At 66.0% G+C, this 25,216-nt stretch carries 22 protein-coding genes and 1 pseudogene; 11 read left to right on the top strand and 12 right to left on the bottom strand.

The features are described from left to right. Positions 1–191: 191 nt before the first annotated feature. Genes B7Z76_RS12530 through dusB form a run of 5 tightly spaced genes read right to left on the bottom strand, consistent with a single transcriptional unit; the run spans position 192 to position 7,487 of the window. Positions 192–1,586, bottom strand: a complete 1,395-nt coding sequence (locus B7Z76_RS12530) for a sigma-54 dependent transcriptional regulator (protein ID WP_174503276.1) — start codon at positions 1,584–1,586, stop codon at positions 192–194. Between the two features lie 7 nt (positions 1,587–1,593). Continuing rightward, positions 1,594–3,816, bottom strand: coding sequence for a PAS domain-containing sensor histidine kinase (locus B7Z76_RS12525; RefSeq protein WP_174503277.1), 2,223 nt, complete (start codon positions 3,814–3,816; stop codon positions 1,594–1,596). 7 nt (positions 3,817–3,823) lie between these two features. After that, complete coding sequence (ntrC, locus tag B7Z76_RS12520; RefSeq protein ID WP_174503278.1) at positions 3,824–5,287, bottom strand: nitrogen regulation protein NR(I); 1,464 nt, start codon at positions 5,285–5,287, stop codon at positions 3,824–3,826. Continuing rightward, the gene (locus B7Z76_RS12515) at positions 5,284–6,429 is read right to left on the bottom strand and encodes a nitrogen regulation protein NR(II) (RefSeq protein ID WP_291344272.1); all 1,146 of its coding nucleotides are present in this window, start codon (positions 6,427–6,429) and stop codon (positions 5,284–5,286) included. The genes ntrC and B7Z76_RS12515 overlap by 4 nt, the downstream gene beginning before the upstream one ends. Further along, on the bottom strand, positions 6,426–7,487 hold the full coding sequence (dusB, locus tag B7Z76_RS12510; RefSeq protein WP_408736375.1) for a tRNA dihydrouridine synthase DusB: 1,062 nt from the start codon (positions 7,485–7,487) through the stop codon (positions 6,426–6,428). The genes B7Z76_RS12515 and dusB overlap by 4 nt, the downstream gene beginning before the upstream one ends. 136 nt (positions 7,488–7,623) lie before the next feature. Here dusB and ispF point away from each other — a divergent pair. Then, positions 7,624–8,112: pseudogene (ispF, locus tag B7Z76_RS12505) on the top strand (2-C-methyl-D-erythritol 2,4-cyclodiphosphate synthase); the annotation flags it as partial. A gap of 13 nt (positions 8,113–8,125) precedes the next feature. On the opposite strand, the gene B7Z76_RS12500 reads toward ispF, so the two are convergent. Beyond that, positions 8,126–9,595, bottom strand: coding sequence for a DHA2 family efflux MFS transporter permease subunit (locus tag B7Z76_RS12500; protein ID WP_291344276.1), 1,470 nt, complete (start codon positions 9,593–9,595; stop codon positions 8,126–8,128). A gap of 298 nt (positions 9,596–9,893) precedes the next feature. Here B7Z76_RS12500 and B7Z76_RS12495 point away from each other — a divergent pair, with 298 nt between their 5' ends. Next, entirely contained in the window at positions 9,894–11,357 is a 1,464-nt protein-coding gene (locus B7Z76_RS12495) for an NADP-dependent isocitrate dehydrogenase (protein WP_174503282.1), read from the top strand. Positions 11,358–11,363: 6 nt separating this feature from the next. Here the strand turns inward: B7Z76_RS12495 and B7Z76_RS12490 are convergent, their stop codons facing one another. Next, positions 11,364–11,780, bottom strand: coding sequence for a DUF2177 family protein (locus B7Z76_RS12490; RefSeq protein WP_174503283.1), 417 nt, complete (start codon positions 11,778–11,780; stop codon positions 11,364–11,366). Positions 11,781–11,960: 180 nt separating this feature from the next. Here B7Z76_RS12490 and B7Z76_RS12485 point away from each other — a divergent pair, with 180 nt between their 5' ends. Then, positions 11,961–12,800, top strand: a complete 840-nt coding sequence (locus B7Z76_RS12485) for an N-acetylmuramoyl-L-alanine amidase (protein ID WP_291344269.1) — start codon at positions 11,961–11,963, stop codon at positions 12,798–12,800. Positions 12,801–12,951: 151 nt separating this feature from the next. Here the strand turns inward: B7Z76_RS12485 and gshB are convergent, their stop codons facing one another. The 3 genes from gshB to B7Z76_RS12470 form a co-directional block, all read right to left on the bottom strand. Then, positions 12,952–13,905, bottom strand: coding sequence for a glutathione synthase (gshB, locus tag B7Z76_RS12480; RefSeq protein ID WP_174503285.1), 954 nt, complete (start codon positions 13,903–13,905; stop codon positions 12,952–12,954). A 65-nt stretch (positions 13,906–13,970) separates the two neighbouring features. After that, a complete protein-coding gene (locus tag B7Z76_RS12475; RefSeq protein WP_174503286.1) occupies positions 13,971–14,312 on the bottom strand; it encodes a hypothetical protein in 342 nt (113 codons plus the stop codon). Positions 14,313–14,345: 33 nt separating this feature from the next. Continuing rightward, the gene (locus B7Z76_RS12470; protein WP_174503287.1) at positions 14,346–14,813 is read right to left on the bottom strand and encodes a polymer-forming cytoskeletal protein; all 468 of its coding nucleotides are present in this window, start codon (positions 14,811–14,813) and stop codon (positions 14,346–14,348) included. 387 nt (positions 14,814–15,200) lie between these two features. On the opposite strand from B7Z76_RS12470, the gene B7Z76_RS12465 reads away from it, so the two are divergent. The 7 genes from B7Z76_RS12465 (at position 15,201) to B7Z76_RS12435 (ending at position 21,980) form a co-directional block, all read left to right on the top strand. Beyond that, complete coding sequence (locus B7Z76_RS12465; protein ID WP_174503288.1) at positions 15,201–16,193, top strand: adenosine kinase; 993 nt, start codon at positions 15,201–15,203, stop codon at positions 16,191–16,193. A 180-nt stretch (positions 16,194–16,373) separates the two neighbouring features. Beyond that, on the top strand, positions 16,374–16,586 hold the full coding sequence (locus B7Z76_RS12460; protein WP_236656322.1) for a Flp family type IVb pilin: 213 nt from the start codon (positions 16,374–16,376) through the stop codon (positions 16,584–16,586). Positions 16,587–16,747: 161 nt separating this feature from the next. Continuing rightward, complete coding sequence (gene cpaB / locus B7Z76_RS12455) at positions 16,748–17,575, top strand: Flp pilus assembly protein CpaB (protein WP_291344266.1); 828 nt, start codon at positions 16,748–16,750, stop codon at positions 17,573–17,575. Further along, positions 17,572–18,774 (top strand): pilus assembly protein CpaE, encoded by a 1,203-nt coding sequence (locus tag B7Z76_RS12450; protein WP_236656324.1) that lies wholly within the window; start codon positions 17,572–17,574, stop codon positions 18,772–18,774. Before cpaB ends, B7Z76_RS12450 begins: the two co-directional genes overlap by 4 nt. Next, positions 18,774–20,108, top strand: a complete 1,335-nt coding sequence (locus B7Z76_RS12445) for a CpaF family protein (protein WP_408736374.1) — start codon at positions 18,774–18,776, stop codon at positions 20,106–20,108. The genes B7Z76_RS12450 and B7Z76_RS12445 overlap by 1 nt, the downstream gene beginning before the upstream one ends. Beyond that, positions 20,105–21,058, top strand: coding sequence for a type II secretion system F family protein (locus B7Z76_RS12440; RefSeq protein WP_291344263.1), 954 nt, complete (start codon positions 20,105–20,107; stop codon positions 21,056–21,058). Before B7Z76_RS12445 ends, B7Z76_RS12440 begins: the two co-directional genes overlap by 4 nt. Before the next feature lies 1 nt (position 21,059). Then, on the top strand, positions 21,060–21,980 hold the full coding sequence (locus B7Z76_RS12435; protein WP_291344261.1) for a type II secretion system F family protein: 921 nt from the start codon (positions 21,060–21,062) through the stop codon (positions 21,978–21,980). Between the two features lie 350 nt (positions 21,981–22,330). On the opposite strand, the gene hpf is transcribed toward B7Z76_RS12435, so the two are convergent. Together hpf and rpoN are read right to left on the bottom strand one after the other, a co-directional pair. Beyond that, complete coding sequence (hpf, locus tag B7Z76_RS12430; RefSeq protein WP_174503292.1) at positions 22,331–22,936, bottom strand: ribosome hibernation-promoting factor, HPF/YfiA family; 606 nt, start codon at positions 22,934–22,936, stop codon at positions 22,331–22,333. Between the two features lie 127 nt (positions 22,937–23,063). After that, entirely contained in the window at positions 23,064–24,536 is a 1,473-nt protein-coding gene (gene rpoN, locus B7Z76_RS12425; RefSeq protein WP_291344259.1) for an RNA polymerase factor sigma-54, read from the bottom strand. Between the two features lie 356 nt (positions 24,537–24,892). Here rpoN and B7Z76_RS12420 point away from each other — a divergent pair. Then, on the top strand, positions 24,893–25,216 hold a 324-nt coding region (locus B7Z76_RS12420; protein ID WP_291344257.1), incomplete at its 3' end, for a transposase.

Raw genomic sequence — 25,216 nt, 5'->3', positions numbered from 1 at the left:
TGTCGTTCAGCCAGAAAAGTTCCGCCATGTTCCAAGTCCTCCGAACAGACTTGAATCAGACGCCCCGTAGTCATGGCAATAGGTACAGAACCTAGAGCACCATCCGATCCGAAAGGATCGGTACGTGCTCCAGACCATCCGATCCGCCGCCGGGCATTCCGCCTGGCGGCGGATCAGAAACGCCGTCCGGATCAGAGCGCGCCGCGGTCCTCGGCGCCGATGCCCAGCTGCTTGAGCTTGCGGTGCAGGGCGCTGCGCTCCATGCCGACGAAATTCGCCGTGCGGCTGATATTGCCGCCGAAGCGCAGTAATTGCGCCTGGAGATATTGCGTCTCGAAGACGTCCCGCGCCTCGCGCAGCGGCAGGGCCATGATGTCGGCCAGCGGGTCGATCGCCAGGGCGCGGGGCGCGTGCGCGCCGATCTCGGCGGGTAAATGCTCGGCGCGGAAGGGTTCGCCGGGCTCGCCCGGATGCATGATCATCAGCCAGTCCATCACATTGCGGAGCTGGCGGACATTGCCCGGCCAGTCATGCACCTGGAGTGCTGCGAGCGCCTCGGATGAGAGCGGGCGCAGCGGCAGGCCCGACGTGTCGGCCGCACGCTTGAGGAAATGCTGCGCGAGGGCGGGGATATCCTCCCGCCGTTCCCGCAGCGAGGGAACCCGCAGCGGCACCACCGCGAGGCGATAATACAGATCCTGGCGGAACCGCCCGGCGCCGATCGCCGCCTGCAGGTCGCGCGCCGTGCTGGCGATGATGCGGACATCGACCTTGACCCGCGTCGACCCGCCGATGCGCTCGAAGGCCTGGTCCTGCAGGACGCGGACGATCTTGCCCTGGGTTTCCACTGGCATGTCCGCAATCTCGTCGAGGAGGAGCGTGCCGCCATGGGCGCGCTCCAGCACGCCGGCGCGGCGCGGCTGCGCCTGCGGATCGGCCCCCGCCTCGGTGCCGAACAGCTCCATCTCGAAGCGCTCGGGGGCGAGGATCGCGCAGTTCAGCACCATGAAGGGCTGATCCGCCCGCTTCGAGCTGGCATGGATCATCCGCGCGACCACCTCCTTGCCCGCACCGGCGGCTCCCGAGAGCAGCACACGCGAGCCGGTCGGCGCGACCTTGTCGATGGCATGGCGGAGCCCGTTGATCGCCGGGCTATCGCCGGTCAGGCTGGAATCGGCCCCGGCACGCAGCCGCAGCTCGGCATTTTCCGCGGCGAGCCGCGCCGCCTCCAGGGCCCGCTGGATGACGAGGATCAGCCGGTCCGACTTGAACGGCTTTTCGATGAAATCATACGCCCCGAGCTGGATGGCGTTCACCGCCATCTCGATCGTGCCGTGGCCGGAAATGATCACCACCGGCACGCCCTCGTCCTCGGCCTTCATCACCTTCAGGAGATCGAGCCCGTCGAGCGGCGAATTCTGCAACCAGACATCCAGCACGACGAGGGACGGCCGGCGCTCGCGGAACGCGGCCAGCGCCTCGTCCGAATTGCCGGCATTGCGCGTGGCATAGCCTTCGTCCTGCAGGATCGCGTCGACCAGCAGGCGGATATCGGGCTCGTCATCGATGATCAGTATCTCGGACATGAATCTCCTAACTCGCCTTCAGCACCAGTGTTACCACGGCTCCGGCCCCATCCTCGCGGTCGGCGAGTTCAAGTCTGCCGTGATGATCTTCCATGATCTTGCGAACGATGGCGAGGCCCAGCCCGGTTCCTTTCGGTTTCTGCGTTATATAGGGCTCGACCAGCCGGGCGCGATCCTGCACGGGCAGGCCGATTCCATCATCGCTGACCGAGACCCTGAACTCTTCGCCCTGCCGCTCGATGCGGAGCCGGACATGGCCGTTGGCGGCCTCGCGCCCCACATTGTCCGGGCGCATGCCGATGGCGTCGGCCGCGTTCTGCAACAGGTTGGTCAGCGCCTGGCCGATCAGGCGGGCGTCGCACGCCGCACGCGGCGCGGGTTCGGGGCTTTCCACCACCCATTCGATGCCGGGATGCGCCCCGCGCTGGAGGATCACCGCCTCGCGCGCGATCCGCGCCAGATCCTCGGGCTTGATGCTGGGCTGGGGCATCCGCGCGAAGGCGGAGAATTCATCGACCATCCGCCCGATATCGCCGACATGGCGGACGATCGTGTCGGCGCACTGGGTGAAGCTGTCCTTGTCGGAGGTGATCTCGCGGGCGAACCGCCGCTTGAGCCGCTCGGCGGAGAGCTGGATGGGGGTCAGCGGGTTCTTGATCTCATGCGCGATCCGCCGCGCCACATCGGCCCAGGCGGCCTTGCGCTGCGCCGATTGCAGCTCGGTGATGTCATCGAAGGTGACGACGAAGCCGGTCGGCCGTTCGCCCTTGAGATCGGCGCCGATGCGCACGAGAAACACCCTTCGGTCGCCGCCTCTCGCGTAATCGATCTCGCCGGTCGCCGGCCGCGCCGGGGTCTCGCGAACCTGGTCGAGCAGCGGCAGGAAGGCCGGCACGAGATCGCCGAGCGCGCCGCCCAGGTGATCGAGCAGATCGATCCCGAGCAGGTCGGAGGCGGCGCGGTTGGGCAGTTCGATCCGGCCGCGCGGGTCAAGCCCAATCACCCCGGCGGAAACCCCCGCCAGCACGGTTTCGGTGAAGCGGCGGCGCTCGTCGATCTGGCCATAGGCGCTCATCAGCTCGGCGCGCTGCTCGGCGATCTGCCCGGTCATGCGGTTGAAGGCGCGGGAGAGGCCGGCGACATCGTCGCGCGTGTCTCCTTCCGGAACCCGCACATGATAGTCGCCGGTGCGCACCCGCTCGGCCGCCTCGATGAGGTAGGAGATCGGCCGGGCGATCTGGTTGGCGAAGAGCAGCCCGATCAGCGCGGCGCCGGAGAGCACCAGCAGCGCCACGGTCGCGAAGATCAGCGCGAAGAACAGCTCGAACTGGGCGCGGTGATGTTCCAGCCGGTTATATTCCGCGACGGCCTGGCGCGTACGGTCGACATGGGCGAGGATGGAGGGGTCGATCGGCCGCTCGACCATCAGCATCAGCGTCGGCGTCGCCTCCAGCTCGACGACGGCGCGCTCCAGCAGCGAGTTCGGCGCGCTCCAGACCGCGACCTGGTGCTTCTCCGCCTCGGCGATGATGTTGCCGGGCGGCAGGGTTACCCCCTCGGAGGAAAACAGCCCGGCCGAGGCCACCACCTTGTTCGTCAGCGGCTCGAAGATCGCCGATTGCGTGAGACCGTGCAGCGCGGTCTGCGCCACCAGAACGTTCAGGAAGCCCTGGTCGAAGAAATTCTGCGGGTTGCCGTAGAAGATCGGCCCGTTCTGGTTGAGCTGGTTGGCGATCGCCAGCGCATCGAGCCGGATGCTGTTCTTCTTCGCGTCGAGATAGCCTTCGGCGACCTGCTGGCTTTCGGCGAGTGCGGTGCGCACCCGCTGGTTGAACCAGGCCTGGATGCCGAGATTGAAGAAGACGGCGGCAAAGATGGCAACGAGGATGGCCGGCACCGCAGCCACGCCGCCGAACAACAGCACGAGGCGGACATGAAGCCGCGCCCCCGCCGCGCCGCGCCGGCTTTCCATCACCACGCGGGTGACGCTGGCCGCCAGCACCGTGATCAGCAGCAGCAGGATCGCGATATCGCCGATCGCAAGACCCACGGCGGCGCCCGAATGCAGCTCGAGCTTGATGCCGCCGGCGAGATAGGCGAACGAGCCGATCCCGAGCAGCAGCGCGAGCGTCGCCAGGATGAGCGTCGATACCCGGCCGAGCAGGAAATCGAGCGGCCCCCTGCGGCGCGGCTTCGCGGGCAACGCGAGCGGTGCGGCTTGCGGTTCCATCGCCCTCTCAGCCAACCCGGCGGGTCACGCCGATATCGTGCTCGCGGATCTTCTTGCGCAGCGTGTTGCGGTTGAGACCCAGCATCGCCGCGGCGCGAATCTGGTTGCCGCGGGTCTCTCCGAGCACGAGGCGGATCAGCGGCGCCTCGAAGGTGGCGATCATGCGGTCGTAGAGAACGCCGTCCTCGCCGGCCTCGCGCGCCTCGGCGATCAGGCGCGCGACATGCCGCTCGATCACGTGCTCGATACCCTGCTGCGCCCCCGCGCCCGGCTCGTCTCCCGCGGCGTGTGCCGCCTCGTCCATCGTCCGGTCGGCGAGCTCGGCCTCGATGATTTCCTCGGTGATCGTCGCCTGCGGCACCAGGGCGGACAGCCGGCGCATCAGGTTTTCGAGCTCGCGCACATTGCCCGGCCAGCGATGCTGCGCAAGCCGCGCCATCGCCTCGGGCGCCATGGTCTTGGCCGGCAGCCCCTCCGCATGGGCGCGGTTGAGGAAATGTTGCGCCAGAAGCGGAATGTCATCCGGCCGCTCGCGCAGGGGCGGCAGCCGGATGGGCACCACATTGAGCCGGTAGAACAGGTCCTCGCGGAACTGGCCCGAGCGGATCAGCACCCTGAGGTCGCGATGGGTGGCGGCGACGATGCGGGCATTCGCCCGGATCGGCTGGCGCCCGCCCACGGTGGTGAACTCGCCCTCCTGCAACACGCGCAGCAGCCGCGTCTGCGCCTCGGGCGGCATGTCACCGATCTCGTCGAGGAACAGCGTGCCGCCGGCGGCCTGTTCGAAGCGGCCGACATGGCGGTTGGTCGCCCCGGTGAAGGCGCCGCGCTCATGGCCGAACAACTCGCTCTCGATCAGTTCGCGCGGGATCGCGGCCATGTTGATCGCCACGAACGGCCCCTGCCGGCGGCGGCCGTAATCGTGCAGCGCGCGGGCGACAAGCTCCTTGCCTGAGCCGGATTCGCCGGTGATCATCACCGTCAGGTCGGTCGTGGTCAGGCGGGCGATGACGCGGTAGATCTCCTGCATCGCCGCGGAACGGCCGATCAGCGGAAGATTGTCCTCCGGGCTGCCCTGGGTCTCGGCGGGTGCGGTGAGCGGCGGCTGCTTCAGCGCGCGATCGACGATGGCGAGGAGTTCGCCGAGGTCGAACGGCTTCGGCAGATATTCGAAGGCCCCCCGCTGGGTGGACTGCACGGCGGTCAGGATCGTGGTCTGTGCGCTCATCACCAGAACGGGGAGTTCGGGGCGGATGCGCTTGATCCGCGGCACGAGATCGAGTCCGTTTTCGTCCGGCATCACCACGTCGGTGATGACAAGGTCGCCCTCGCCATCCTCGACCCAGCGCCAGAGCGTGGCCGCCGAGGAGGTGGTGCGCACCTGGTAGCCCGACCGGCCCAGCGCCTGGGTCAGCACGGTGCGGATCGAGCGGTCGTCATCGGCGATCAGGATGGTCGGCAGCGTGGTCATGGCGAGCTCTCGGCGCGATCCTCGAACTGAGGGAGATGGATGCGGAATTCGGTGCGGCCGGGCCGGCTGTCGACGTTGATGAGCCCGCCGTGATCGGCGACGGTCTTCGCGACCAGCGCAAGCCCCAGCCCCGAACCGGCGGCCTTGGTGCTGACGAAGGGCTCGAACAGGTGGCGCCGGATATCCTCGGGAATTCCCGCGCCATTGTCGCGCACCGCGATGAAGATCGGCAGGTTGCGCTGCCCGCGTGCGGGGGATGCGGCCAGCCGCACCCCGTGCTGGAAGCCGGTCATCAGCGTGATCTCGCCGTCCGGCCGCTGGGTTTCGGCGATCGCCTCGGCGGCGTTCTTCACGAGGTTGAGCAGGACCTGGACGAGCTGGTCGCGATTGCCGAGGACCGGCGGCAGCGAGGGGTCGTAGGTCTCGACGAAATGGATGCGCGCGCCGAAGCCCGATTGCGAGAGCCGGCGCACATGTTCGAGAACGCGATGGATGTTGATGGCCGTCACGTCGAGCGGCTTGTCGCCGAACACCTCGATCCGCTCGACAAGGTCGCGGATCCGGTCGACCTCGTCGCGGATCAGCACCGCGAGTTCGCGGTCCGCCGGCGTGGCGTTCGCCTCGAGCAGCTGTGCTGCGCCGCGTATGCCCGAAAGCGGGTTCTTGACCTCGTGCGCGAGCACCGCCGCCATGCCGGTGATGCTGCGCGCGGCGTTCCGCGCCGAGAGCTGCTGGTCGAGTGCGCGGGCGGCGGAGCTGTCCTGCAGGGTGACGGCGAGATGGCCCGGCGCATCCACGATCGCCGCCGCCTGCATCGACACGCCGCGACGCGCGAAGCGCGGGCCTTCGAGGACGAGATCATGCCCGGCAACCGGCGCCTCGTCGCGCCGGGCGCGGTCGAGCAGGATGAAGATCGGGTGATCGGCCGGCACGAATTCGTGCAGCGCGCGGCCGGCCAGCACCGCCTGCGACGCGCCGAACATCTCCTCCGCCGCGTAGTTGGCGAAGAGAAACCGGTCCTCGGCGTCAAGCTCGATCACCGCGAGCGGCAGTGCGGCGAGGAGCTGCCCTGCTCCGGTCGGCATGTCGGGTGTGCTGATCGCGGGTCCCCGGCGCGCGAAGGCGCCGCGCGGGGCGGTCATGCGGCCGCCTGCACCGGCGCCGCCGCCTCGCCCATCGCCCGGGCATGGATGTCATGGATCATTGCCTCGACCACGGCGGGATCGTCCTGCCGGTTGACGACGCCGCGGAACTCGGCGGCCCCCGGCAGGCCGCGCACATACCAGCCGATATGCTTGCGGGCCACGCGCAGGCCGGGCTGCTCGCCGTAATGCGCGCGCATCGCGCGGTAATGGCGGATCAGCACGTCGCGCCGGGTTTCGAGGTCTGGCGGCGGAACCTTCTGCCCGGCGGTGAGATAGCGCGCGACCTGGGCGAGAAACCACGGCCGCCCATAGGCGCCGCGGCCGATCATCACGCCATCGGCCCCCGAGCGGCGCAGCGCCTCCTCGGCCTCGTCCTCGGTCGTGATGTCGCCATTGGCGATGACGGGGATGGCGACCGCATCCTTCACCGAGGCGATGAAATCCCAATCCGCCGTGCCCTCGTAGAATTGCTGGCGGGTGCGGCCATGCACCGTGACCATGGCGATGCCGCTTTCCTGCGCGATCCGCGCGAGGGTCGGCGCGTTCAGGCTCTGCCGGTCCCAGCCCATGCGCATCTTCAGCGTCACCGGCACGTCGACAGCCCTCGCCGTGGCTTCGAGGATGCGCGCCGCGCGCAGCTCGTCACGCATCAGCGCCGAGCCGGCCATCTGGCCGACCGCCACCTTCTTCACCGGGCAGCCGAAATTGATGTCGACCAGATCGGCGCCGCCGGCGACGGCGATGCGCGCCGCCTCCGCCATCGCATCCGGATCGCAGCCGGCGAGCTGCACCGAGTTCGGCCCCGTCCCCTCATCGACCGACGCCATGCGCAACGTTGCCGCGTTCTCGTGGATCATCGCCCAGGAGGCGATCATCTCCGAGACCACGAGCCCGGCGCCCATCGACTTGACCAGCCGGCGGAACGGCAGGTCGGTAACGCCGGACATCGGCGCCAGGATCACCGGCGTCTCGATCGTCACATCGCGCGCGGCGCCGCCCGGCGCCTTGAGCCGGATCGGCCGCAATTTCGGAAAGCTGCTCATCTCGTTGCCCATGAATTAAGCACTACAGGGCCGGGCATTGACGCGCAATCGTCCAGTTGCCAAAGCCGCCCTGTTCCCGCGCGAACCCCGCCTGCATGCCATCTGGAGATCCCGGCCCATGGACATCAAGACCCTTCTCGCCCGCGGCGCCCTGCCCCGTGCCGGCACCGGCTATGACGTGCATGTGCTGGCCGAGGGCAGGAAGCTGATGCTGTGCGGCATCGAGGTGCCTCATGAAAAGGGGCTGGCCGGCCATTCCGACGCCGATGTGGCGCTGCACGCACTTTGCGACGCGATTTACGGCGCGATGGCGGAGGGCGATATCGGCCGGCATTTCCCGCCCTCGGAGGCCACCTGGAAGGATGCGGATTCGGCGCGGTTCCTTCGCCATGCGGCGGGGCTGGTCGCGGAAAAGGGCGGCGCGATCGCCAATGTCGACATCACCATCATCTGCGAGCGGCCGAAAATCACGCCCCACGCGCTGGCGATGCGCAGCCGAGTCGCCGAACTGGCCGGCATTCCGCTCGATCGGGTGTCGGTGAAGGCGACGACCTCCGAGCGCCTCGGCTTCACCGGCCGTGGCGAGGGGATCGCCGCACAGGCCGCGGTGATGCTGCTGATGCCGTTCGTCGCGTAACCCCGGCTGCCGCTCATCCCCCCTGGCGGTGGGGCGTCTTCAGCAGGACGAGCGAGACCGCCGCAGCAACGAGGCAGATCCAGGCGGAGAGGCGCAGCGCGTCATCGAGGCTCCAGGTGCTGGCATCGAGTTGCAGCCGGCCGGCGATCATCGCCATCGCCTGCGCGTGGGAGACGCCGTCTTGCCGTGCATGGGCGAGCGTCTGGCGCAGGACGGACTCGCTCATCGCCCCGCGCGTCAGCGCCGCGACGGTCTCGGTGTGCCGCTGCCAGAGCGTCTGCAGCATCGTGACGCCGACGATGTCGCTGGCGAGGCGAATGAAATTGCTGGTCGTCGAGGCCGCCGCGAGATCCTCGACCGGGATTTCCGACAGGATGATCATGGTCAGCGGCACGAACAGCATCCCGACCGCAATGCCTTGCAGCAGCTCGCTCGGCACCGTTGCCGCGAGGCCGATCTCGGGATTGTAGACGGCGATGGCGAAGGCGATGGCGAAGAGCAGGAAACACAGCGCGGCGAGGACCCGCAGGCTGACATGCCGGGCGACGCGCCCCATGGCGGAGGCCACCGGAATCGCCGTCAGCGCCAGCGGGATCAGCAAAACCCCGCCCCACCAGCCATTGTAGCCGAGATCGATCTCGGTCCAGAGCGGCAGGATCGAGCTCCAGCCGACAAAGATCGACCAGCCGAGGCAGAGCAGCAGCAGGCCGAAGCCGAAATTCCGGTTGGTCACGAAGCGCAGTTCGAGCAGCGGGGCCTCGCTCGTCAGCTCCCAGATCACGAAGCAGCCGAGCAGCAGGAGGGCAGCGATCGTGTAGCGCTGGATGAAGGGCGAGCCGAACCAGCCGAACTGCTCGCCCTGGTTCAGCACGATCTGCAGTGCGATCAACCCGAGCCAGAGCAGGGCGAGGCCGACAAGGTCGAAAGGCGGCGGCGGCGCCGTCGGCCGGTCTTCCGGCAGGGAGACCCGGATCAGCACGAAGGCGAGCAGGGCGAAGGGGATCACCAGCCAGAACAGGTCGATCCAGTCGTAATTCACCGCCAGCCAGCCGCCGAAGGCCGGGCCGAAAAAGAACGGCACCAGCATCGAATTGCTCCACAGCGCCGTGGCCAGCGTGTGATGGCGCTTCGGGAAGTGGCGCAGCAGCAGCGTCTGCACCAGCGGCACCAGCAGGCCGGACGAAATGCCCTGCACCCCGCGCGCCACCAGCATCGTCATCAGCGAATGGGACAGGATTCCCATCCCCGCGCCGACCGCCAGCATGATCATGCTGGCGAGAAACAGACGCTTGAAGCCGAGCTTGCGGGCGAACCAGGGCATCAGCGCGATGCCGAGCGCCCAGTGGATGAGGAAATAGGTCAGCGTCCACAGCGCGTGATCGCTGCTGGTCGCCAGCCGGCCGGCGACATAGGGATAGATGCTTTGCAGCGAGCCGCCGCAGAACGATCCGGCGGCAAGGCCGAGGCAGGCGCCGATGGTCATCGGCACCAGTGCGACCTCGCCGTTAGAGCGCGTGGGCGAAGGGCGATCAAGTTCGCGTGTGGATGATGAGGCAGACATTCTGCCCGAAAATAGAAAAACCGCCCGCCCTGTCCAGATCGCGGCGCGGGGTTCAGCCTTGCGAAAACGCGATCATGCGCCAGTCTGGCGCAGATTTCGTTAACCGTTTCGTGTCATTGTCGCGGTATTCCGTCTGGGCTGCCATTTGCTGCGCTGCGGTGGCCTCGTTGGATCGGCGGGCGTATACGCGCAGCCACAACCTGACCATGGGGGACCAACGATGACCGCAGCCTCGCCCGCCCTCGCCAAGACCCGTGTCACCGCCTTGCCGGGCGATGGGATCGGCCCCGAAGTCTTCGACGCGACGCGCCGCATCTTCGAGGCCGCCAATGCGCCGGTCGAATGGGAAATCGCCGAAGCCGGCGCCGAAGTGTTCCGGAAGGGCATCGCTTCCGGCGCGCCGCGCGAAACCCTCGACTCCATCGCCCGCAACGGGATCGCGCTGAAGGGGCCGCTGGAAACCCCGGTCGGCTATGGCAACAAATCGGCCAACGTCACCCTGCGCAAGCATTTCGAGCTTTACGCCAATATCCGCCCGGTCCGCGAACTGCCTGGCGTGAAGACGCCCTTCACCGGGCGCGGGATCGACATGGTCATCGTTCGCGAGAATGTCGAAGACGTCTATGCCGGCATCGAGCACATGCAGACGCCGGATGTCGCCCAGTGCCTCAAGCTGATGACCCGGCCGGGCTGCGAGCGCATCATCCGCGCCGCCTTCGGTCTTGCCCAGGCGGAAGATCGCCGGAAGCTGACCTGTGCGAGCAAGGCGAACATCATGAAGCTCACCGAGGGCATGATGAAGCGCGTGTTCGAGGCGGTCGGGCCCGACTATCCGGACATCGCGCAGGACCACATCATCATCGACAACTGCGCCCACCAGCTCGTCATTGCCCCCGAGCAGTTCGACGTGATCGTGACCTCCAACATGAACGGGGACATCATTTCCGATCTCGCCGCCGGGCTGGTCGGCGGTCTCGGCATCGCGCCGTCCTCCAATCTGGGCGATCACGCGGCGATCTTCGAGGCGGTGCACGGCTCGGCGCCGACCATCGCCGGCAAGGGCCTCGCCAACCCGACCGCGCTGCTCTCCGCCGCGATCATGATGCTCCGCCATATCGGCGCCTTCGAGACGGCGGAAACGATCGAGCAGGCGCTGTTCATCACCCTCGCCGAGGGCGAGAACCTGACCGGCGATCTCTCGCCCCGCGGCCACGGCGTCGGCACCGACAAATTCGTCGGCCAGGTGATCGAGAATCTCGGCCGCACCAGCAATCTGCCCTCGCGCGCCTACCGGCCGCTGACGCTCAAGGCCTGGCCGGACCGCACCGCGCATACCGAACCCGCGAGCCGCGAGTTGCTCGGCGTCGATATCTTCCTCGAAAGCAGCCTGTCGGCGGCCGAACTCGGCGCCTCGCTGACCGCGATTGCCGAAGGCAGCGCTCTGCGCCTTGATTCGATTTCCAATCGCGGTGTGCAGGTCTGGCCTGCAACCGGCGGCAGCACCTTCCTCGTCGATCATTTCGACTGCCGCTTCATGCTCAAGGAGCCCGCCGCCGGCAACGGGCCGCAGGGGATTTCGGACCTGGTCAAGGCGATCGGCCAGAAACATTCCTGGATGCATGTCGAAAAGCTGCAGCGCTTCGACGGCAAGGATGCCTTCGAGCGGCCGCAGGGCGAAAGCTGAACCGCGCTACCTGAAAATGCGCGGCCGCAGCAGCCGCCGCGCCGCCAGCCATCCGCAGACCGAGGCGAGGCCTGAAACCGTGCCACCCCAGGCAATGTCGATTAGGCTGAGCCCGACCGTCCAGCCTTTGAGGGTGGCAAGGTTGGTGAGGTCATACAGGCCGTAGGTGAAGACCCCGAAGGCGGCGCCGTAGGCGAGCGTGGCGGCGGCGCCGGCCGCAAAGGCACGTGGCCGCACGAATACCGCAAGGCCGAGCACCTGGAGCAGGTATACCGCGAGCGCCGGGATCGGCCGGAAGCCTTCGAGCATGATCTGCCCGAGCGCCGCACGGTAGACGGTATCGGCGGTCAGCCCCAGCCAGACTGCGTCGATCAGCAGATAGGCAAGCAGGGCGACGCCGTAGAAGACGAAGGTTGCGCGCATGATCTTCTCCCCCTACCGATATGCGTCGGCGGCAACTAACCACAACCCGGGGGTGCCCGGAAGCCGGACGGCTTCGATCAACCTATTGTCAATCTCAATGATTTAACGTGCATTCCTCAGACCATGATGGCACTTCATGGCCGAAGCCAGTATTACAAGTCGACAGAAAGGGGGTTTGCGATGCGTCTGTCCCGTCGCTTCCTGCTCGATTCAGGCGTTAAAGCCACAATCACGCTGCCGCTGTGGATGCAGTCCGCCCTGGCGCGCGCCACTCCCGGCCAGCCGCCCCGGCTCAGCCGCGCGGCCTGGCGCGAGGCCTCGGCGCGACGCCTCGTGGTGATCGACCCCGGCCATGGCGGGCACGATCCCGGCGCCATCGGCCAGGGCAACATCTTCGAGAAGAGCATCGTGCTCTCGACCGCCCACGACCTGCGCCAGGCGCTCGAACGCGGCGGCTACGAGGTGGTGATGACCCGCTCGCGGGACATCTTCATTCCGCTGCGGACAAGGGTGGATATCGCGGAACGCCACAAGGCGACGCTGTTTCTCTCGATCCACGCGAATTCCGTGGCGCATGACCCGGCGGTGCGCGGCGCCAGCATCTACACCTTCTCGAACCACGCATCCGACCGGCTCGCGGCGCGGATGGCGCAGTCGGAAAACAGTGTCGAGAGCCTGTCCAATCCGAATTTCCGCGGGGTGTCGCCGCAGGTCGCGAAAATCCTGTTCGCGCTGATGGCGCACAGCACCAAGATCGAGTCGCATCTGCTGCAACAGAAAATGGTCGGCGCCCTGGCACCCCGTGTGCCACTGCTGCCGAACCCGGCCCGCCACGCCACCTTCGCGGTGCTGCAATCCTCCGCCATTCCCAGCGTCCTGGTGGAAACCGCCTTTCTCTCCAACCCCGCGGACGAGGCCGAGCTTCGCACCCCGGCTTTCCGCCGCCGCATCGCGCTATCGATGAAATCGGCGGTGGATGCCTGGTTCCTCGCGCGGCAGCACGCCGTCGCCAACCTGTAGAGCACGTTCCGATCCTTCTGGATCGGATGTCGCGCTCTATCTTATTGATAACCAGAGCAATTTCCGATCCTTTTGGATCGGATATCGTGCTCGATCTTGTCGAATACCGCGGCGGCCGGGCGGGATGACCGCACGGCCGCGCGGCAGGCGATCAGGGGCCGTGCGCGCGGCGCGCCTCGATCCTGTCCCAGATCGTCGCTTCGAGATGCACGTTATCGAACCGCGCCACCTGCTGCAGACCGGTCGGCGAGGTGACGTTGATCTCGGTAAGATAGTCGCCGATCACGTCGATGCCGGTGAAAAGCAAGCCGCGCGCCTTCAGCGTCGGGCCGATTCGCTCGCAGATCTCAAGGTCGCGCGCAGTCATCGTGGTCGGGCGGGCGACGCCACCGGCATGCATGTTCGACCGCGCATCCCCCTCGACGGGGACGCGGTTGATCGCGCCCAGCGGCTCGCCGTCGATCAGGATGATCCGCTTGTCCCCCGCCCGCACTGCCGGTTCGTAGCGCTGGACCATCAACGGTTCGCGGGAATTGCCGAAATGCGTGTCGAGCAGGGCGCCAAGATTTTCGTCATCCGGCTTGATCCGGAAAATCCCCATCCCGCCATTGCCGAAGAGCGGCTTGACGATGATGTCCCGGTGATGGGCGCGGAATTCGCGGATCGCGGCGCGGTCCCACGCGATCATCGTGGGCGGCATCAGGTCGGGGAACTCCATGACCAGCAGTTTCTCGGGCGCGTTGCGCACCGATGCCGGGTCGTTCACCACGAGTGTGCGCGGGTGGATATGCTCGAGCAGGTGCGTCGCCGTGATGTATCCCATGTCGAAAGGCGGATCCTGGCGCATCAGCACCACGTCCATCGACGCGAGATCGACCGTCTCGGCCGGGCCGAAGGTGAAGTGGTTGCCCGCCTCGCGGCGCACCGTCACCGGCCGCAGCCGCGCCTTGAGAGCCCCGCTCTCCAGCCACATCTCGCGCACCGTGTAGTGCCAGAGCGTGTGGCCGCGCCGCTGCGCCTCGAGCATCAGCACGAAGGTCGAATCGCCGTCGATATCCACGCTTTCCATCGGATCCATCTGGATCGCGACCCGCAAACCGTTCATGTGCCCTCCATGAGAAACCGCGCCCAGGCGCGCTTTCGGCGCGCAGGTCGTTCATATGTTCGATATCAGGAGGCGCGCTGCTGTTCCAGACTGGCAACGCAGGTGGTATCGGGCACGCCCGCCGGCATCGTCCGCGCCAGGCGGACGACCGGCCGGCCGACGGTGCTGCGATACAGCACCAGATCGAGCCGGCAGATCCGCGAGTGGTAGAGCCAGACTTGCGCTGGCCCATCGATCCGCAGCAGCGAAGGCTTGCCGAGATTGGCGCGCAGATCGCCCGGCGTCGCACCGACCAGGCTGATTTTCTCTCCCGACGCGACCGATGCGCCCGTCATGGCGCCCGGTCGCGCGGTGCAGCCTGCCAGCGCGGCTGCGCTCAACAGGCAGAGGAAAACGCCCCGTCTCATGCTTGCTCAAGCCCTCCGCGGGCCAGTCGGACGTCAGTCAGTAGTCTGGGAGCTGGACGCACCTTCGGTGATCATCTCGATACGGCCGGTGATCTGCCCGCCATCCTCGACCTGCAGGCGGCGGCAGCGCGCAGTTCCGAGAACCCGGCCAGTCGCCCGCACGATCAGGGAATGCCGCGCCGTCAGCGTGCCGTCGATCACACCGGCGACCTCCGCCTCCTCGACCTCGACCTCACCCTTGAAAACCCCGCCCGGGCTGATCGAAAGTTCGGCGGCCTTGATCATGGTCGCCTCGACCGTGCCTTCGACCACGAGCCGCTCGGCATCCTGAACCACGCCCTGCAGGCTGATGCCGCGGCCGACCACCAGGGTGCGGCGTTCGGCAGGCTCGGAATCACGCACCGACGGGCGGAAGCCGGTTCCGGTGGCCGGAAGGCCGGCCGGGGCGCCGCCTGCCGGGGGGGTGGCCGGCTGGCCGGGCGAAAAGGGGGTTCTGGCCATGGGCATCTCCTTAGCCTGCTGGTCATCCGCCGGTTGCGGGACCGTTTCGGGGGAAGCGGGACGGAAGGGAGGCATGCTGAGGCCATCGTCCACGGCGCCATCCTGCCGCGCGGGAGTCTGCCGCGACTTGCTCTCCGGCGGCTGATCGTCGCGTTTTCTGAAGCTGATCACGAACCCTCCACAACTTTTACTGTCTGTCCGCTAGCACGCGGCACGCGCTCCGGACAATCGCCCGCGCCCTCAAAACCGTGCATTTTTACTAAGGTTCCGCAAGGGGATCGTATGGATCACGATTAACCGCGCGTTCATGCTTGCGGCGGATTTGTGACTTGGCCTTTCGGGTGATAGGCGAAGGGAGAATTTTCAACGACCGCGCAGGGGACAGGCATGGACGCGACCCGCTATGACATCATCGGCATCGGCAATGCGATCGTCGATGTGCTGGCCCGCACCGACGATCATTTTCTCGACCGGCACGACATGCGCAAGGGCGCGATGCGGCTGATCGACGCCGAGGCCGCCGAGCGCATTCTCGGGGTGATGCCGCCGGGGCAGATCGCCTCTGGCGGCTCGGTCGCCAACAGTTGCGCCGTAGCGGCCGGCCTCGGTGCCCGCGCCGCCTTTCTCGGCAAGGTGGCGCGGGACGAGCTTGGCATCGCCTTCGCCAACGATCTGCGGGCGATCGGGGTCGACTTCCCGCACGCGCCGCTGCCCGAGGGCGCACCGACCGCCCGCTGCCTGATCCTGGTCACGCCGGATGGCCAGCGCACCATGAACACGTATCTCGGCGCCTGCATTGATTTTGACCATACCGACCTCGACGCCGAGGCGATCCAGTCCGCCTCGATCCTTTATCTCGAGGGATATCTTTTCGATCCGCCGCGGGCGCAGCATGCGTTCCGCGAGGCCGTCCGCATTGCGCGGGGTGCCGGCCGCAAGGTGGCGCTCTCGCTGTCCGACGCGTTCTGCGTCGATCGCCATCGGGCCGCCTTTCTCGACCTGATTTCCTCCGGCGGCATCGACATCCTGTTTGCCAACGAAGCCGAGATCTGTTCGCTGTTCGAACAGAACGACTTCGACGGCGCGGTGACCGAGGCCGCACATACGCTTCCGCTTGCAGTGCTGACCCGGAGCGAAGCGGGAAGCGTCGTCGTTTCCGGCGCGGAACGCCATGTCGTCGCTGCCGTTCCGGTCGAAGTCGTCGACACGACCGGCGCGGGCGATGCCTATGCCGCCGGGTTCATGGTCGGTCTCACCCGCAAGGCATCGCTCGTCGAGAGCGCGGCGCTGGCCAGCCGCGTGGCGGCGGCGGCGATCGGCCGGATCGGAGCGCGGCCGGATGCGACGGCATTGTCTCTCCTCGCCCGCGAGACAGCCTGAGACAGAGCAAAAGTAATATTTCAATGCCGAGCTAATTTACGTTTTAGTAAGATTGTTTTGATTTGATGCTCCGGTGAGTTTCCGGTCCGCAGCAGTCGGCTGCGGGTCTTCTGCCAGCAAAATTCTGGCGCTGTCGTCAATTTCGCCGCGCAGTGGATCGTAATGCGGTGTGCAGGAGACATGACAATGCTTGACTACGTGAAAACCTGGCTCGCGGTTCGCGGCCTTGCGTTCGCACGGGATGATCGCGGGGTAACCGCGATGGAATATGGACTGATTGCGGCGCTGATGGCGGTTGTCATCATCGGGGCGTTCGGTCTGCTCGCCAACGACCTCGGCAACGCCGTCAACAAGATCGGCGGCACGCTGACCAACAACACAACCAACCTCTAACCCGGTTGAACCCGGTATGAGCAGGCCCCGTCGCCCGATCGTTCGATGCGGCGCCGGGGCCATCTTTAGCCAGATTCCGCCGAGCGAGGCTGCGGACACCATGTCGGGGCCGTTTCAGTCACCGATTGATCGCGCCTGCGCATCTTTTGAGACATGTCCTGATGGTTCTTAGACTCGTCCTGTTCATCGTCCTGGCCGTCGGGCTTGCCGGCTTCGGAACCGTTGCCTGGATCGACATGCATCCGGCGCACTCTCAGAAAAAGGCTGCGCCGACGATTGCGCTGCTGGCAACGGGCAAGGCCCTGCCGCCGGGGACGCTGTTGCAGCCGTCCGATTTCACCGTGCAGGATCGTCCTCCCGCGCAGGTCCCCGCCGATGCGGTGCGGGATACTCCGGAGAACCGCGCGTCCTACACCGGGGCGATGATTCGCCGCCGGCTGAGCGCCGGGGCACTTCTGACCACGGACATCGCCATCCGTCCCGGCGATCATGGGTTTCTCGCCGCCGTTCTGCAACCCGGCATGCGTGCGGTGTCCGTCGGCGTCGATGCAATCACCGGGGCCGCCGGCCTGATCTGGCCGGGCGACCATGTCGATCTTCTGCTGACCCAGAACCTGGTCGGCGCCAACCTGCCGCCGACGCGCAAGGTCGCCTCGGAAACCGTGCTATCCGACGTGCGGGTGATCGCGATCGACCAGCGCCTTGTGCAAGGGGCGAGCGGCAATCACACGGCCGCGCAATCGACGGCACGGACCGTGACACTCGAGGTCACGCCGGAACAGGCCGAACAGGTCGAGGTCGCCGCCCATCTCGGCCCGCTCTCGCTGAGTGTCCGCCCCAGCGAGGCCGCGAAAGCCCGCCAGTCCAAACCGCCACCAGTTTTCAGCGGCCAGGTGTCTCCCGCCCTCGCGGCACTCGATATGCCTGGCCAGACCGGGATCACCGTGTTCCAGGGCGCTGGGGGCAAGACCGAGTATCACCCGCAATGACGGCTTCCGCCTTCGATCGGGCCGGCGGTCCTTCGCCGCCGCCGCAGGGGCAGCAAGGGAGCAGCCGTCCCGCCTTCATGGGCTTCGTCAGCGATGACGCCAGCCTGCAAACCATCCGCACGGCGCTGGTTTCCGCATTTCCCACCGGAGTGCCGCTCCAACGCGCCTCCTTTGCCGAAACGCTCGACTATCTCGCCCGGTTCGACACGCCGCGAACGCTGCTGGTCGACATTTCGGGTGAGGAACAGCCGATGAGCGCGGTCCACCGGCTCGAGCCGGTGGTGGATCCCGGAACCCGTGTGCTGATCATCGGCAGCGAGCGCAGCATCAGCTTCTACCGCAGCCTCACGCGCACGCTCGGCGTCAGCGAATATCTCTCGAAGCCGCTCGATCCGGCGATGGTCGCGCGGGAACTGCTGCCGTGGGCGGCCGGCGGCATACCTGCGTTCGAAGCCGCGCGCGGCGGCTCGATGGTCGCTGTATGCGGTGCCGCCGGCGGCGTCGGCGCCACCACGGTGGCGAGCTGCCTCGCCTGGCATGTGGGCGGGGATGTCCGCCGTCATACGATCCTGCTGGATGCCGATCTGCAGCGCGGCACCGCGGCGCTGGCCACCAACGTCCCGCCCAGCACCGGCCTGCGCAACGCGCTCGACACCCCGGACCGGATCGACCCGCTGTTGATCGAGCGCGCGGCCCAGCCTTCGACCGGCCGCCTCCATGTGCTTGGTGCAGAGGAGCCCCTGAACGAAACCTGGCACTACCAGGCCGGCGGCGGCGCGGCGCTGGTGACGGCGCTGCGCCAGCGATACAATCTCGTGGTGGCGGACATTCCGGCGCGCCCATCGCGGTTTGCGACGGAACTGCTCACGCTGGCGCATGCGCGCGTGATCGTGACCACCGGATCGCCGCACAGCATCGCCAATGCGCGCCGCTGGCTCGCTTTGCCGGCGGGCCAGATGCAGTCCGGCCCGCCACTCGTCATCCTCAACCGCTACCATCGCCGGACCTGCCCCCCCGTGTCGCGGGTCGCCGAGCTGCTTGGAACCGAAATCGCCCTCGTGATCCCTGAACTCCCGACCCTAGTTGCCCAGGGAAACAATCTCGGCGAGCCCGCCGTCGGCCGGAAAGGCGCGTTCCGCAAGGCGATCGTCGCGCTCGCCGGCCAGCTTGGCGTCGGCACCACGGCCATGGTCGCCTGATGGACGCGCTACCGGTCTTCGGCCGCCGCGCGGTCGACCCAACCGCGCCCGTTCACCAGGCGGTGCGGTTGCGCCAGGAAGACGTCGAGATGATCCGCGGGCTCTGCCTTGCCAGCATCGACGCCTCGACGATCGTGGGACTCAATCACCCGCGCCTGCTGCAACGCGTCGAGGCCATGGTCGCCGAATTGGCGACCGAGCATCGCATCCAACTGAACCGTAACGAGCAAAACCAGATCGCCGCCGAACTGGTGGACGACATGCTCGGGCTAGGGCCGCTCGAGCCCCTGCTCGAGGACGAGACCATCACCGATATCATGGTCAATGGGCCGGAACGGGTGTTCGTCGAACGGCGCGGCAGGCTCGAACAGCTCGGAGTCCGCTTCCGCGACAATGCCCATCTGACCAATATCTGCCAGCGCATCGCCGCCACCGTGGGGCGCCGGGTCGATGAATCGAGCCCGATGGTCGATGCGCGGCTCAAGGACGGCTCGCGCGTCAACATCGTGCTGCCGCCGCTGTCGATCGATGGCCCCTGTCTGTCGATCCGGAAATTTTCCCGCAAGCCGATCAATTTCGGCAAGCTGATCGAATACGGATCACTGACCCCGCCGGTCGCGCGGGTGCTGGAAATCGCCGCGCGCTGCCGCCTCAATGTCATCATTTCCGGGGGCACGGGCTCGGGCAAGACGACGATGATGAACGCGATGAGCAGCTTCATCGATCAGCAGGAACGCATCGTCACCGTCGAGGACGCTGCCGAGCTCCAGCTCCAGCAGCCGCATATCGTCCGCCTCGAAACCAGGCCGATGAACCTTGAGGGCAAGGGCGAAATCACCCAGCGCGACCTTGTGCGCAACGCGCTGCGCATGCGCCCTGACCGCATCATCATCGGCGAGGTCCGCGGCCCCGAAGCCTTCGACATGCTACAGGCGATGAACACCGGCCATGATGGGTCGATGTCCACGATCCATGCGAACACCACGCGCGATGCACTGGCACGCATCGAGAACATGGTGCAGATGGCGAGCATGGGCCTGTCGCCGCGGGCGATCCGCATGCAGGTTGTCTCCGCGGTCAACCTGATCGTTCAGGTGGAGCGCCAGCGCGATGGCGGCCGTCGTCTCGTCCAGCTGACCGAAATCGCCGGAATCGAGGGTGAAACACCCCTGCTCAACGACATTTTCAAGTTCGAGGTACTGGGCGAGGATGCGACCGGTCGGGTGATCGGCCGGTACGCCGTCTCGCATACGCGGGCAAGCTTTCACGAACGGCTCAGCTATTTCGGCCTGCTCCGCGCATGGACGGTTGCATTGGAAGAGGCGGCGGCGTGAGCAGCCTTCTCCTCCTCCCGCTGCTGCTTTTATTCATAGGCGGCACCTCGCTCGCGCTGATGGGCGGGATGCGGGTGGACCGGACGAAAAAGGCACTCGAACTGCGCCTCTCACGGGTATCGGGCCAGACCCTGGTTACAACCATCGAAGCCGGGAGCGAAACGAACGATCCGCTCGGCCGGCTCCGCCGCCCGGCGATGGTGCTTATCGGCCTTGTCGGCGTCGATCTTGCGCGCGCACCGGATTACCCGATGCCGTGGTGGATCATCCTGATCGGCGCCGGCGTGGTATCGCGAGGCATCGCGTTCCTGATCGGCACCGTCGGTGCCGGCCTGGGCTGGCTGGTCTGGCCGCCGCTGTTCATTCTGGTCGCCCGGCTTGCCTTCGGCACCGTCCACGCCCGCCGCTCGGCGCTGCTGCTGAGCCAGTTTCCAGATGCGCTGACCACCATTGTCCGCACCGTTCGTGTCGGAATCCCGGTGCAGGAGGCGCTGCGCGTCGTTGCCCAGGACATGCCGGCGCCAACCGGTCGGGAATTCAGCCGGATCGCCGATCAGGTCGCGATCGGCACGCCGCTCGAACAGGCGCTGCATCAGATGGCGGACCGGGTGAAACTCGCCGAATACGGATTTTTCGCCACGGCCATCAGCCTGCAATCGCGCTATGGCGGCGGCCTTGTGACAACGCTCGAAGGATTGGCGGAAGTCATCCGCAAGCGTGTCGCAATGAAGGCACGCGGCTATGCGCTGGCTTCGGAAGCGCGCACCAGCGCCCTCGTGCTCGGCATCATCCCCCTTGTGGCGGCACTCGCCATCGAGTTGATTCAGCCATCGTATCTGCGGGTGTTGTTCGTTACCCATGCCGGAAAAATCCTGCTGGCGATCGCCATCGGGCTGCTCGCCGGCGGTGCGATGGTCATGCGCGAAATCATCCGGCGGAGCCTGAACTGACATGAACACCGCGCTGATCTGGATTTTCGGCCTGTTCATCTTCGTTGCCGTCGTCGCGGTGCTGATGCTGCGCCTGGTCATCGCCGAGGAACGGGTACAGCGGCGGCTGGACCGCGCGATCGGCGCGACTTCCGCTGCCAGCGAGAGCAACGGACCTGCCCAGCTCCTGCATATGCGGATCGCCATGGGCATCGGCCTCGCGGTCGCGCGCAGCGGTCTGCTCAGCAACCGGACGCTGGAAGAACTGCGACATACATTGCGCATGGCCGGGATCAGGGACAAAGGCGCACTGGCCATGTTCGTCGGCACCAAGCTGCTTTCCCTGGTCGGCTTTTTCGCAGGCGTTCTGGTGGCCTCCCGCATTCTACGTCTCAGCACGCTGGATGGGCTAATCGCCGCGGCCATCGCCGCCGCTTTCGGGCTTCTCCTGCCGGACATCCTGATCCAGCAACGGCGGAAGCGGTTTATCCGCAAGGTCGAGGCCGGGCTGGCGGAGGCACTCGACCTGATGGTCATCTGCGCCGATGCCGGACTCAGCCTCGAACCCGGCCTCACGCGTGTTGCCGCCGAACTGCAACTGACCCATCCGGCCGTGTCGCAGGAACTCACGCTGACCGCTCAGGAGATGCGCATCAGCGGCAACATCCGTGATGCCCTTGCCGGCCTCGGCCTGCGAACCGGGCTCGACAATCTGAAGCGCCTGGCATCGACCTTGATCCAGACGCTTCAATACGGCACCCCGCTGACGCAGGCACTCAGAACCCTTTCGGCGGAGATGCGTCAGGAACAGCTGACCCGCTTTGAAGAGCGCGCCGCGCGCCTGCCGGTTCTGCTGACGCTGCCGATGATCATGTTTATTCTGCCCTGCGTTTTCCTGGTCGTGGGTGGACCAGCCGTGCTCAAGCTGGTCAGCTCGCTTTAGAGCACTTTCCGATCCGATTGGATCGGATGTAGTGCTCTATCATATTGATAAATCTAGCATCTTTATCCGATCAGGTGATTCCATCTGATCGGATGATGCTCTAGAGCAGCTTCCGATCCGTTCGGATCGGATATGATGTTCCCAGGCAAACCCAAGCGGGCCTCGGCAGACAGGACAAGCTCCTGACACCCTTGGCGGCTTTATGAGGAATGATCCGATCTCGGAGAGACGATAGGAAACGTCGGGCAGCATATCGCGGGTGTGTCGATTATCGACATCCCTCGCTCTGGTCTGACCCCTTCGGATGCCAGACCAGACGGAGAACGCAACCCGGGAGACGGGTCAGGCAGTCAGCGTACCGCTGAACTGTCGATCCAGCCGATATTGCCATCGCTGCGACGATACACAACGCTGAGAGCCTGATTGCCGGAGTTGCGGAACATCAGCATCGTCTGATTGGCAAGATCCATCCGCATCACCGCCTCGCTGACGGACAGAAACGCGATTTCAGCCGGTGTTTCCGCAACGACTGCTGCATAGGGGCCGGGATCGAGACCAGCGGCGCCGTCGGCCGCCCCCTGCGGAGCGGCGCCTTCGGCTTCCACCTCCTGCAACACGTATTGCCGCACCGTCTCCGTGCGGCCACGGGAGGCGCTCTCACGCGCATGGTCGTTCACACGGCGTCGGTATCGGCGTAATCGCTTCGCGATGTGTTCGGCCGCGTCATCGAATGCCGCATGAGCGTCTGCCGCTTCGCCCTCGCCGCGCAAAGTCAGCCCTCGTCCGGCGTGAACGTTGATGTCGCAAGTGAAAAAGCTGCGGGCACGACTGAACGTCACGTGCGCCTCGAGTGCGTGATCGAAATATTTTCCAGCGATATTGTCGAGCTGGTTCGCGACATGAACGCGCAGGGCATCCGAGAGGTCGACCTGCTTACCGGAAACCGTGATCTGCATAGAGAGATCCTTTTGCTAGAGCCAGTACGGTCATTCTAGACCCGCCTTGATGAAGCGGGCGTTTACGCTTGCTCAGAGAAGGCTCGGTATTAGACAAAAGCATTACACCGCTCCGGATCGTTGTGCGTCAACCTCCCGCCAGCAGGTTTTTTTCCCGCTTGCGCTGCGCCGAGCCGGGGATGCGCATGGCCTCGCGGTATTTTGCGACAGTCCGTCTCGCGATATCCACCCCTTCCTTCTGCAATAGTTGCGCCAGCGCATCGTCAGACAACACCCGGCCGGGCGGTTCAGCCTCGATCAGCGCCGCAATACGGTGCCGCACGGATTCGGCGCTGTGGCTCTCGCCATTCGCGCCCGCGAGCGCCGTTGTGAAAAAGAATTTCATCTCGAAAATTCCGCGCGGCGTCGCAATGACCTTGTTCGACGTCACCCGGCTGACGGTGCTTTCATGAATTTCGAGCGCGGCCGCCACCTCCCGGAGCGTGAGCGGTCGAAGAAATCCGATGCCTAACCGAAAGAATGCCTCCTGGTGTACGACGATCTCGCCCGCGACTCGCAGGATGGTCTCGGCCCGGGACTCAAGGGCACGAACCAGCCAGTTCGCGCTTTGCACCCGTTCCGAGAGAAACTGCTTTGTCTCGCGAGAGGCCCGCGCTGCGATCTGCGCGTGGAAGCCTCGCCGGATCAGCACCCGCGGCATCGTTTCGGGATTGAGTTCCAGCACGTATTGGCCATCTGGCCCGAGGCGCATCAGCACGTCGGGGATCACCGGTGTAATCACCGCAGCATCGCTCGTCGCCCCAGGCTTGGGGTTTAGCTGCCGTATCTCGGCGATCATGTCGCGGAGATCTTCCGCATCGACGCCGCACACCTCCATGAGCGCGCGGTGGTCGCGCCGGGCCAGCAGATCGAGATTGGCGAGGAGGATGGACATTGCCGGGTCGAGCCGGTTCCGCTCCTCCAGCTGAACGGCCAGGCATTCCGCCAGATCCACGGCAAAAGTGCCGGTGGGTTCGAACCGGAGCATGATCTGCCTGACGGATTCCAGAATATCCGTCGCGACGCCCAGCATTTCGGCAATGCGTTCAGGCGGTTCCGCCAACCGCCCTGCCGGATCCAGCGCCATGATCAGCGCAAGCGCGATCTGCCGGCGGATTGGATCGGAAAACGCAAGCCGTGCCTGCTGTTCGAGGCTTTCCTGCAATCCCGGCGGCCGATCGGCAATCTGCCCGATCCAGTCATTGTCATCGGCAAGACCACCACCGGAGGCTTCGCCACTGCCGCCAGGATCGTAGACATTGGAGAAGTCGGCATCGAGCGGCAGATGCATACCGGAAGGATCGGGATCGACGACTTTCTCGACATTGTCCGTCCGGGCAAGCACTGTGTCGATCGATGGCGGCTCACCGCCGGCTTGAGCGACTGTCCCGGAAATCTCGGGATCCGCACGTTCGAGGAGCGGGTTCCGGAGCAGTTCTTCCTCGATGAATTGGCTGACCTCGGTGTTGTTGAACTGCAGCAGTTGTATGGCCTGCCGTAGCTGGGGTGTCATCACCAGCGACTGCGTATGCCTCAGATCGAGACGGGGTCCTATCGCCATGCATGGATCATACCAAGACTCCGCTTAAAGCGGAATACTGGACCAGCGCTCGCTACAATATTTAAATTTCTTGCGGCTTTGAACCTCAATTGCGGGTATGAGCCCGTCTGATCGAGTCTGGTTCGAAGGGCTGGTTCAGGCTCGGGCACCTGCAAGGTGGGCGACCGAGGTATCGATATCGCTAATGTCTGCGCTTGTGGTGGAAATTGTCTGACTGCCGTGCGTTGGATTGGCGCCGGAGGTCGGCGTAGCCGGCCGGAGGGGCCGATCCAACGCATGAGCCTGGGTTTAGGTGGCCATCGGATCGAGCGGCTACGGTGGAGTTGCGAAGCTTCACGCGAACCCGAGAGGACCCGATGACCGAAGACAGACTACCCTTGGCTGAATTGCTGGCGAAAGCCGGCGATGGAGATTTCCTGCGCAGTGTGGCGGAGGCCGTAGTGCAACTGCTTATGGAGGCCGACGTGGAAGGCCTGATCGGCGCCGGGCGCCATGAGCGCACTGGTGAGCGGACGACCTACCGCAACGGTTACCGCGATCGCTCGCTCGACACCCGGCTCGGCAATCTACAACTGCGCATTCCCAAGCTGCGGCAGGGCTCTTACTTCCCGCCTTTCCTCGAGCCCAGGAAGACGTCCGAGAAGGCCCTGGTCGCGGTGATCCAGGAAGCCTGGGTTGGC

This window comes from Acidiphilium sp. 20-67-58 (genome assembly GCF_002255515.1).
Classification (GTDB): domain Bacteria; phylum Pseudomonadota; class Alphaproteobacteria; order Acetobacterales; family Acetobacteraceae; genus Acidiphilium.
The sequence above is the reverse complement of the archived record's forward strand: the minus strand, read 5'-3'. Positions and strand labels throughout refer to the sequence as shown.

Excerpts from the sequence above, each read along its gene's own strand:
- B7Z76_RS12530 (WP_174503276.1), bottom strand. The coding sequence starts at position 1,586 with ATGTCCGAGATACTGATCATCGATGACGAGCCCGATATCCGCCTGCTG.
- B7Z76_RS12525 (WP_174503277.1), bottom strand. The coding sequence starts at position 3,816 with ATGGAACCGCAAGCCGCACCGCTCGCGTTGCCCGCGAAGCCGCGCCGC.
- ntrC (WP_174503278.1), bottom strand. The coding sequence starts at position 5,287 with ATGACCACGCTGCCGACCATCCTGATCGCCGATGACGACCGCTCGATC.
- B7Z76_RS12515 (WP_291344272.1), bottom strand. The coding sequence starts at position 6,429 with ATGACCGCCCCGCGCGGCGCCTTCGCGCGCCGGGGACCCGCGATCAGC.
- dusB (WP_408736375.1), bottom strand. The coding sequence starts at position 7,487 with ATGGGCAACGAGATGAGCAGCTTTCCGAAATTGCGGCCGATCCGGCTC.
- B7Z76_RS12500 (WP_291344276.1), bottom strand. The coding sequence starts at position 9,595 with ATGACCATCGGCGCCTGCCTCGGCCTTGCCGCCGGATCGTTCTGCGGC.
- B7Z76_RS12495 (WP_174503282.1), top strand. The coding sequence starts at position 9,894 with ATGACCGCAGCCTCGCCCGCCCTCGCCAAGACCCGTGTCACCGCCTTG.
- B7Z76_RS12490 (WP_174503283.1), bottom strand. The coding sequence starts at position 11,780 with ATGCGCGCAACCTTCGTCTTCTACGGCGTCGCCCTGCTTGCCTATCTG.
- B7Z76_RS12485 (WP_291344269.1), top strand. The coding sequence starts at position 11,961 with ATGCGTCTGTCCCGTCGCTTCCTGCTCGATTCAGGCGTTAAAGCCACA.
- gshB (WP_174503285.1), bottom strand. The coding sequence starts at position 13,905 with ATGAACGGTTTGCGGGTCGCGATCCAGATGGATCCGATGGAAAGCGTG.
- B7Z76_RS12475 (WP_174503286.1), bottom strand. The coding sequence starts at position 14,312 with ATGAGACGGGGCGTTTTCCTCTGCCTGTTGAGCGCAGCCGCGCTGGCA.
- B7Z76_RS12470 (WP_174503287.1), bottom strand. The coding sequence starts at position 14,813 with ATGGCCAGAACCCCCTTTTCGCCCGGCCAGCCGGCCACCCCCCCGGCA.
- B7Z76_RS12465 (WP_174503288.1), top strand. The coding sequence starts at position 15,201 with ATGGACGCGACCCGCTATGACATCATCGGCATCGGCAATGCGATCGTC.
- B7Z76_RS12460 (WP_236656322.1), top strand. The coding sequence starts at position 16,374 with ATGACAATGCTTGACTACGTGAAAACCTGGCTCGCGGTTCGCGGCCTT.
- cpaB (WP_291344266.1), top strand. The coding sequence starts at position 16,748 with ATGGTTCTTAGACTCGTCCTGTTCATCGTCCTGGCCGTCGGGCTTGCC.
- B7Z76_RS12450 (WP_236656324.1), top strand. The coding sequence starts at position 17,572 with ATGACGGCTTCCGCCTTCGATCGGGCCGGCGGTCCTTCGCCGCCGCCG.
- B7Z76_RS12445 (WP_408736374.1), top strand. The coding sequence starts at position 18,774 with ATGGACGCGCTACCGGTCTTCGGCCGCCGCGCGGTCGACCCAACCGCG.
- B7Z76_RS12435 (WP_291344261.1), top strand. The coding sequence starts at position 21,060 with ATGAACACCGCGCTGATCTGGATTTTCGGCCTGTTCATCTTCGTTGCC.
- hpf (WP_174503292.1), bottom strand. The coding sequence starts at position 22,936 with ATGCAGATCACGGTTTCCGGTAAGCAGGTCGACCTCTCGGATGCCCTG.
- rpoN (WP_291344259.1), bottom strand. The coding sequence starts at position 24,536 with ATGGCGATAGGACCCCGTCTCGATCTGAGGCATACGCAGTCGCTGGTG.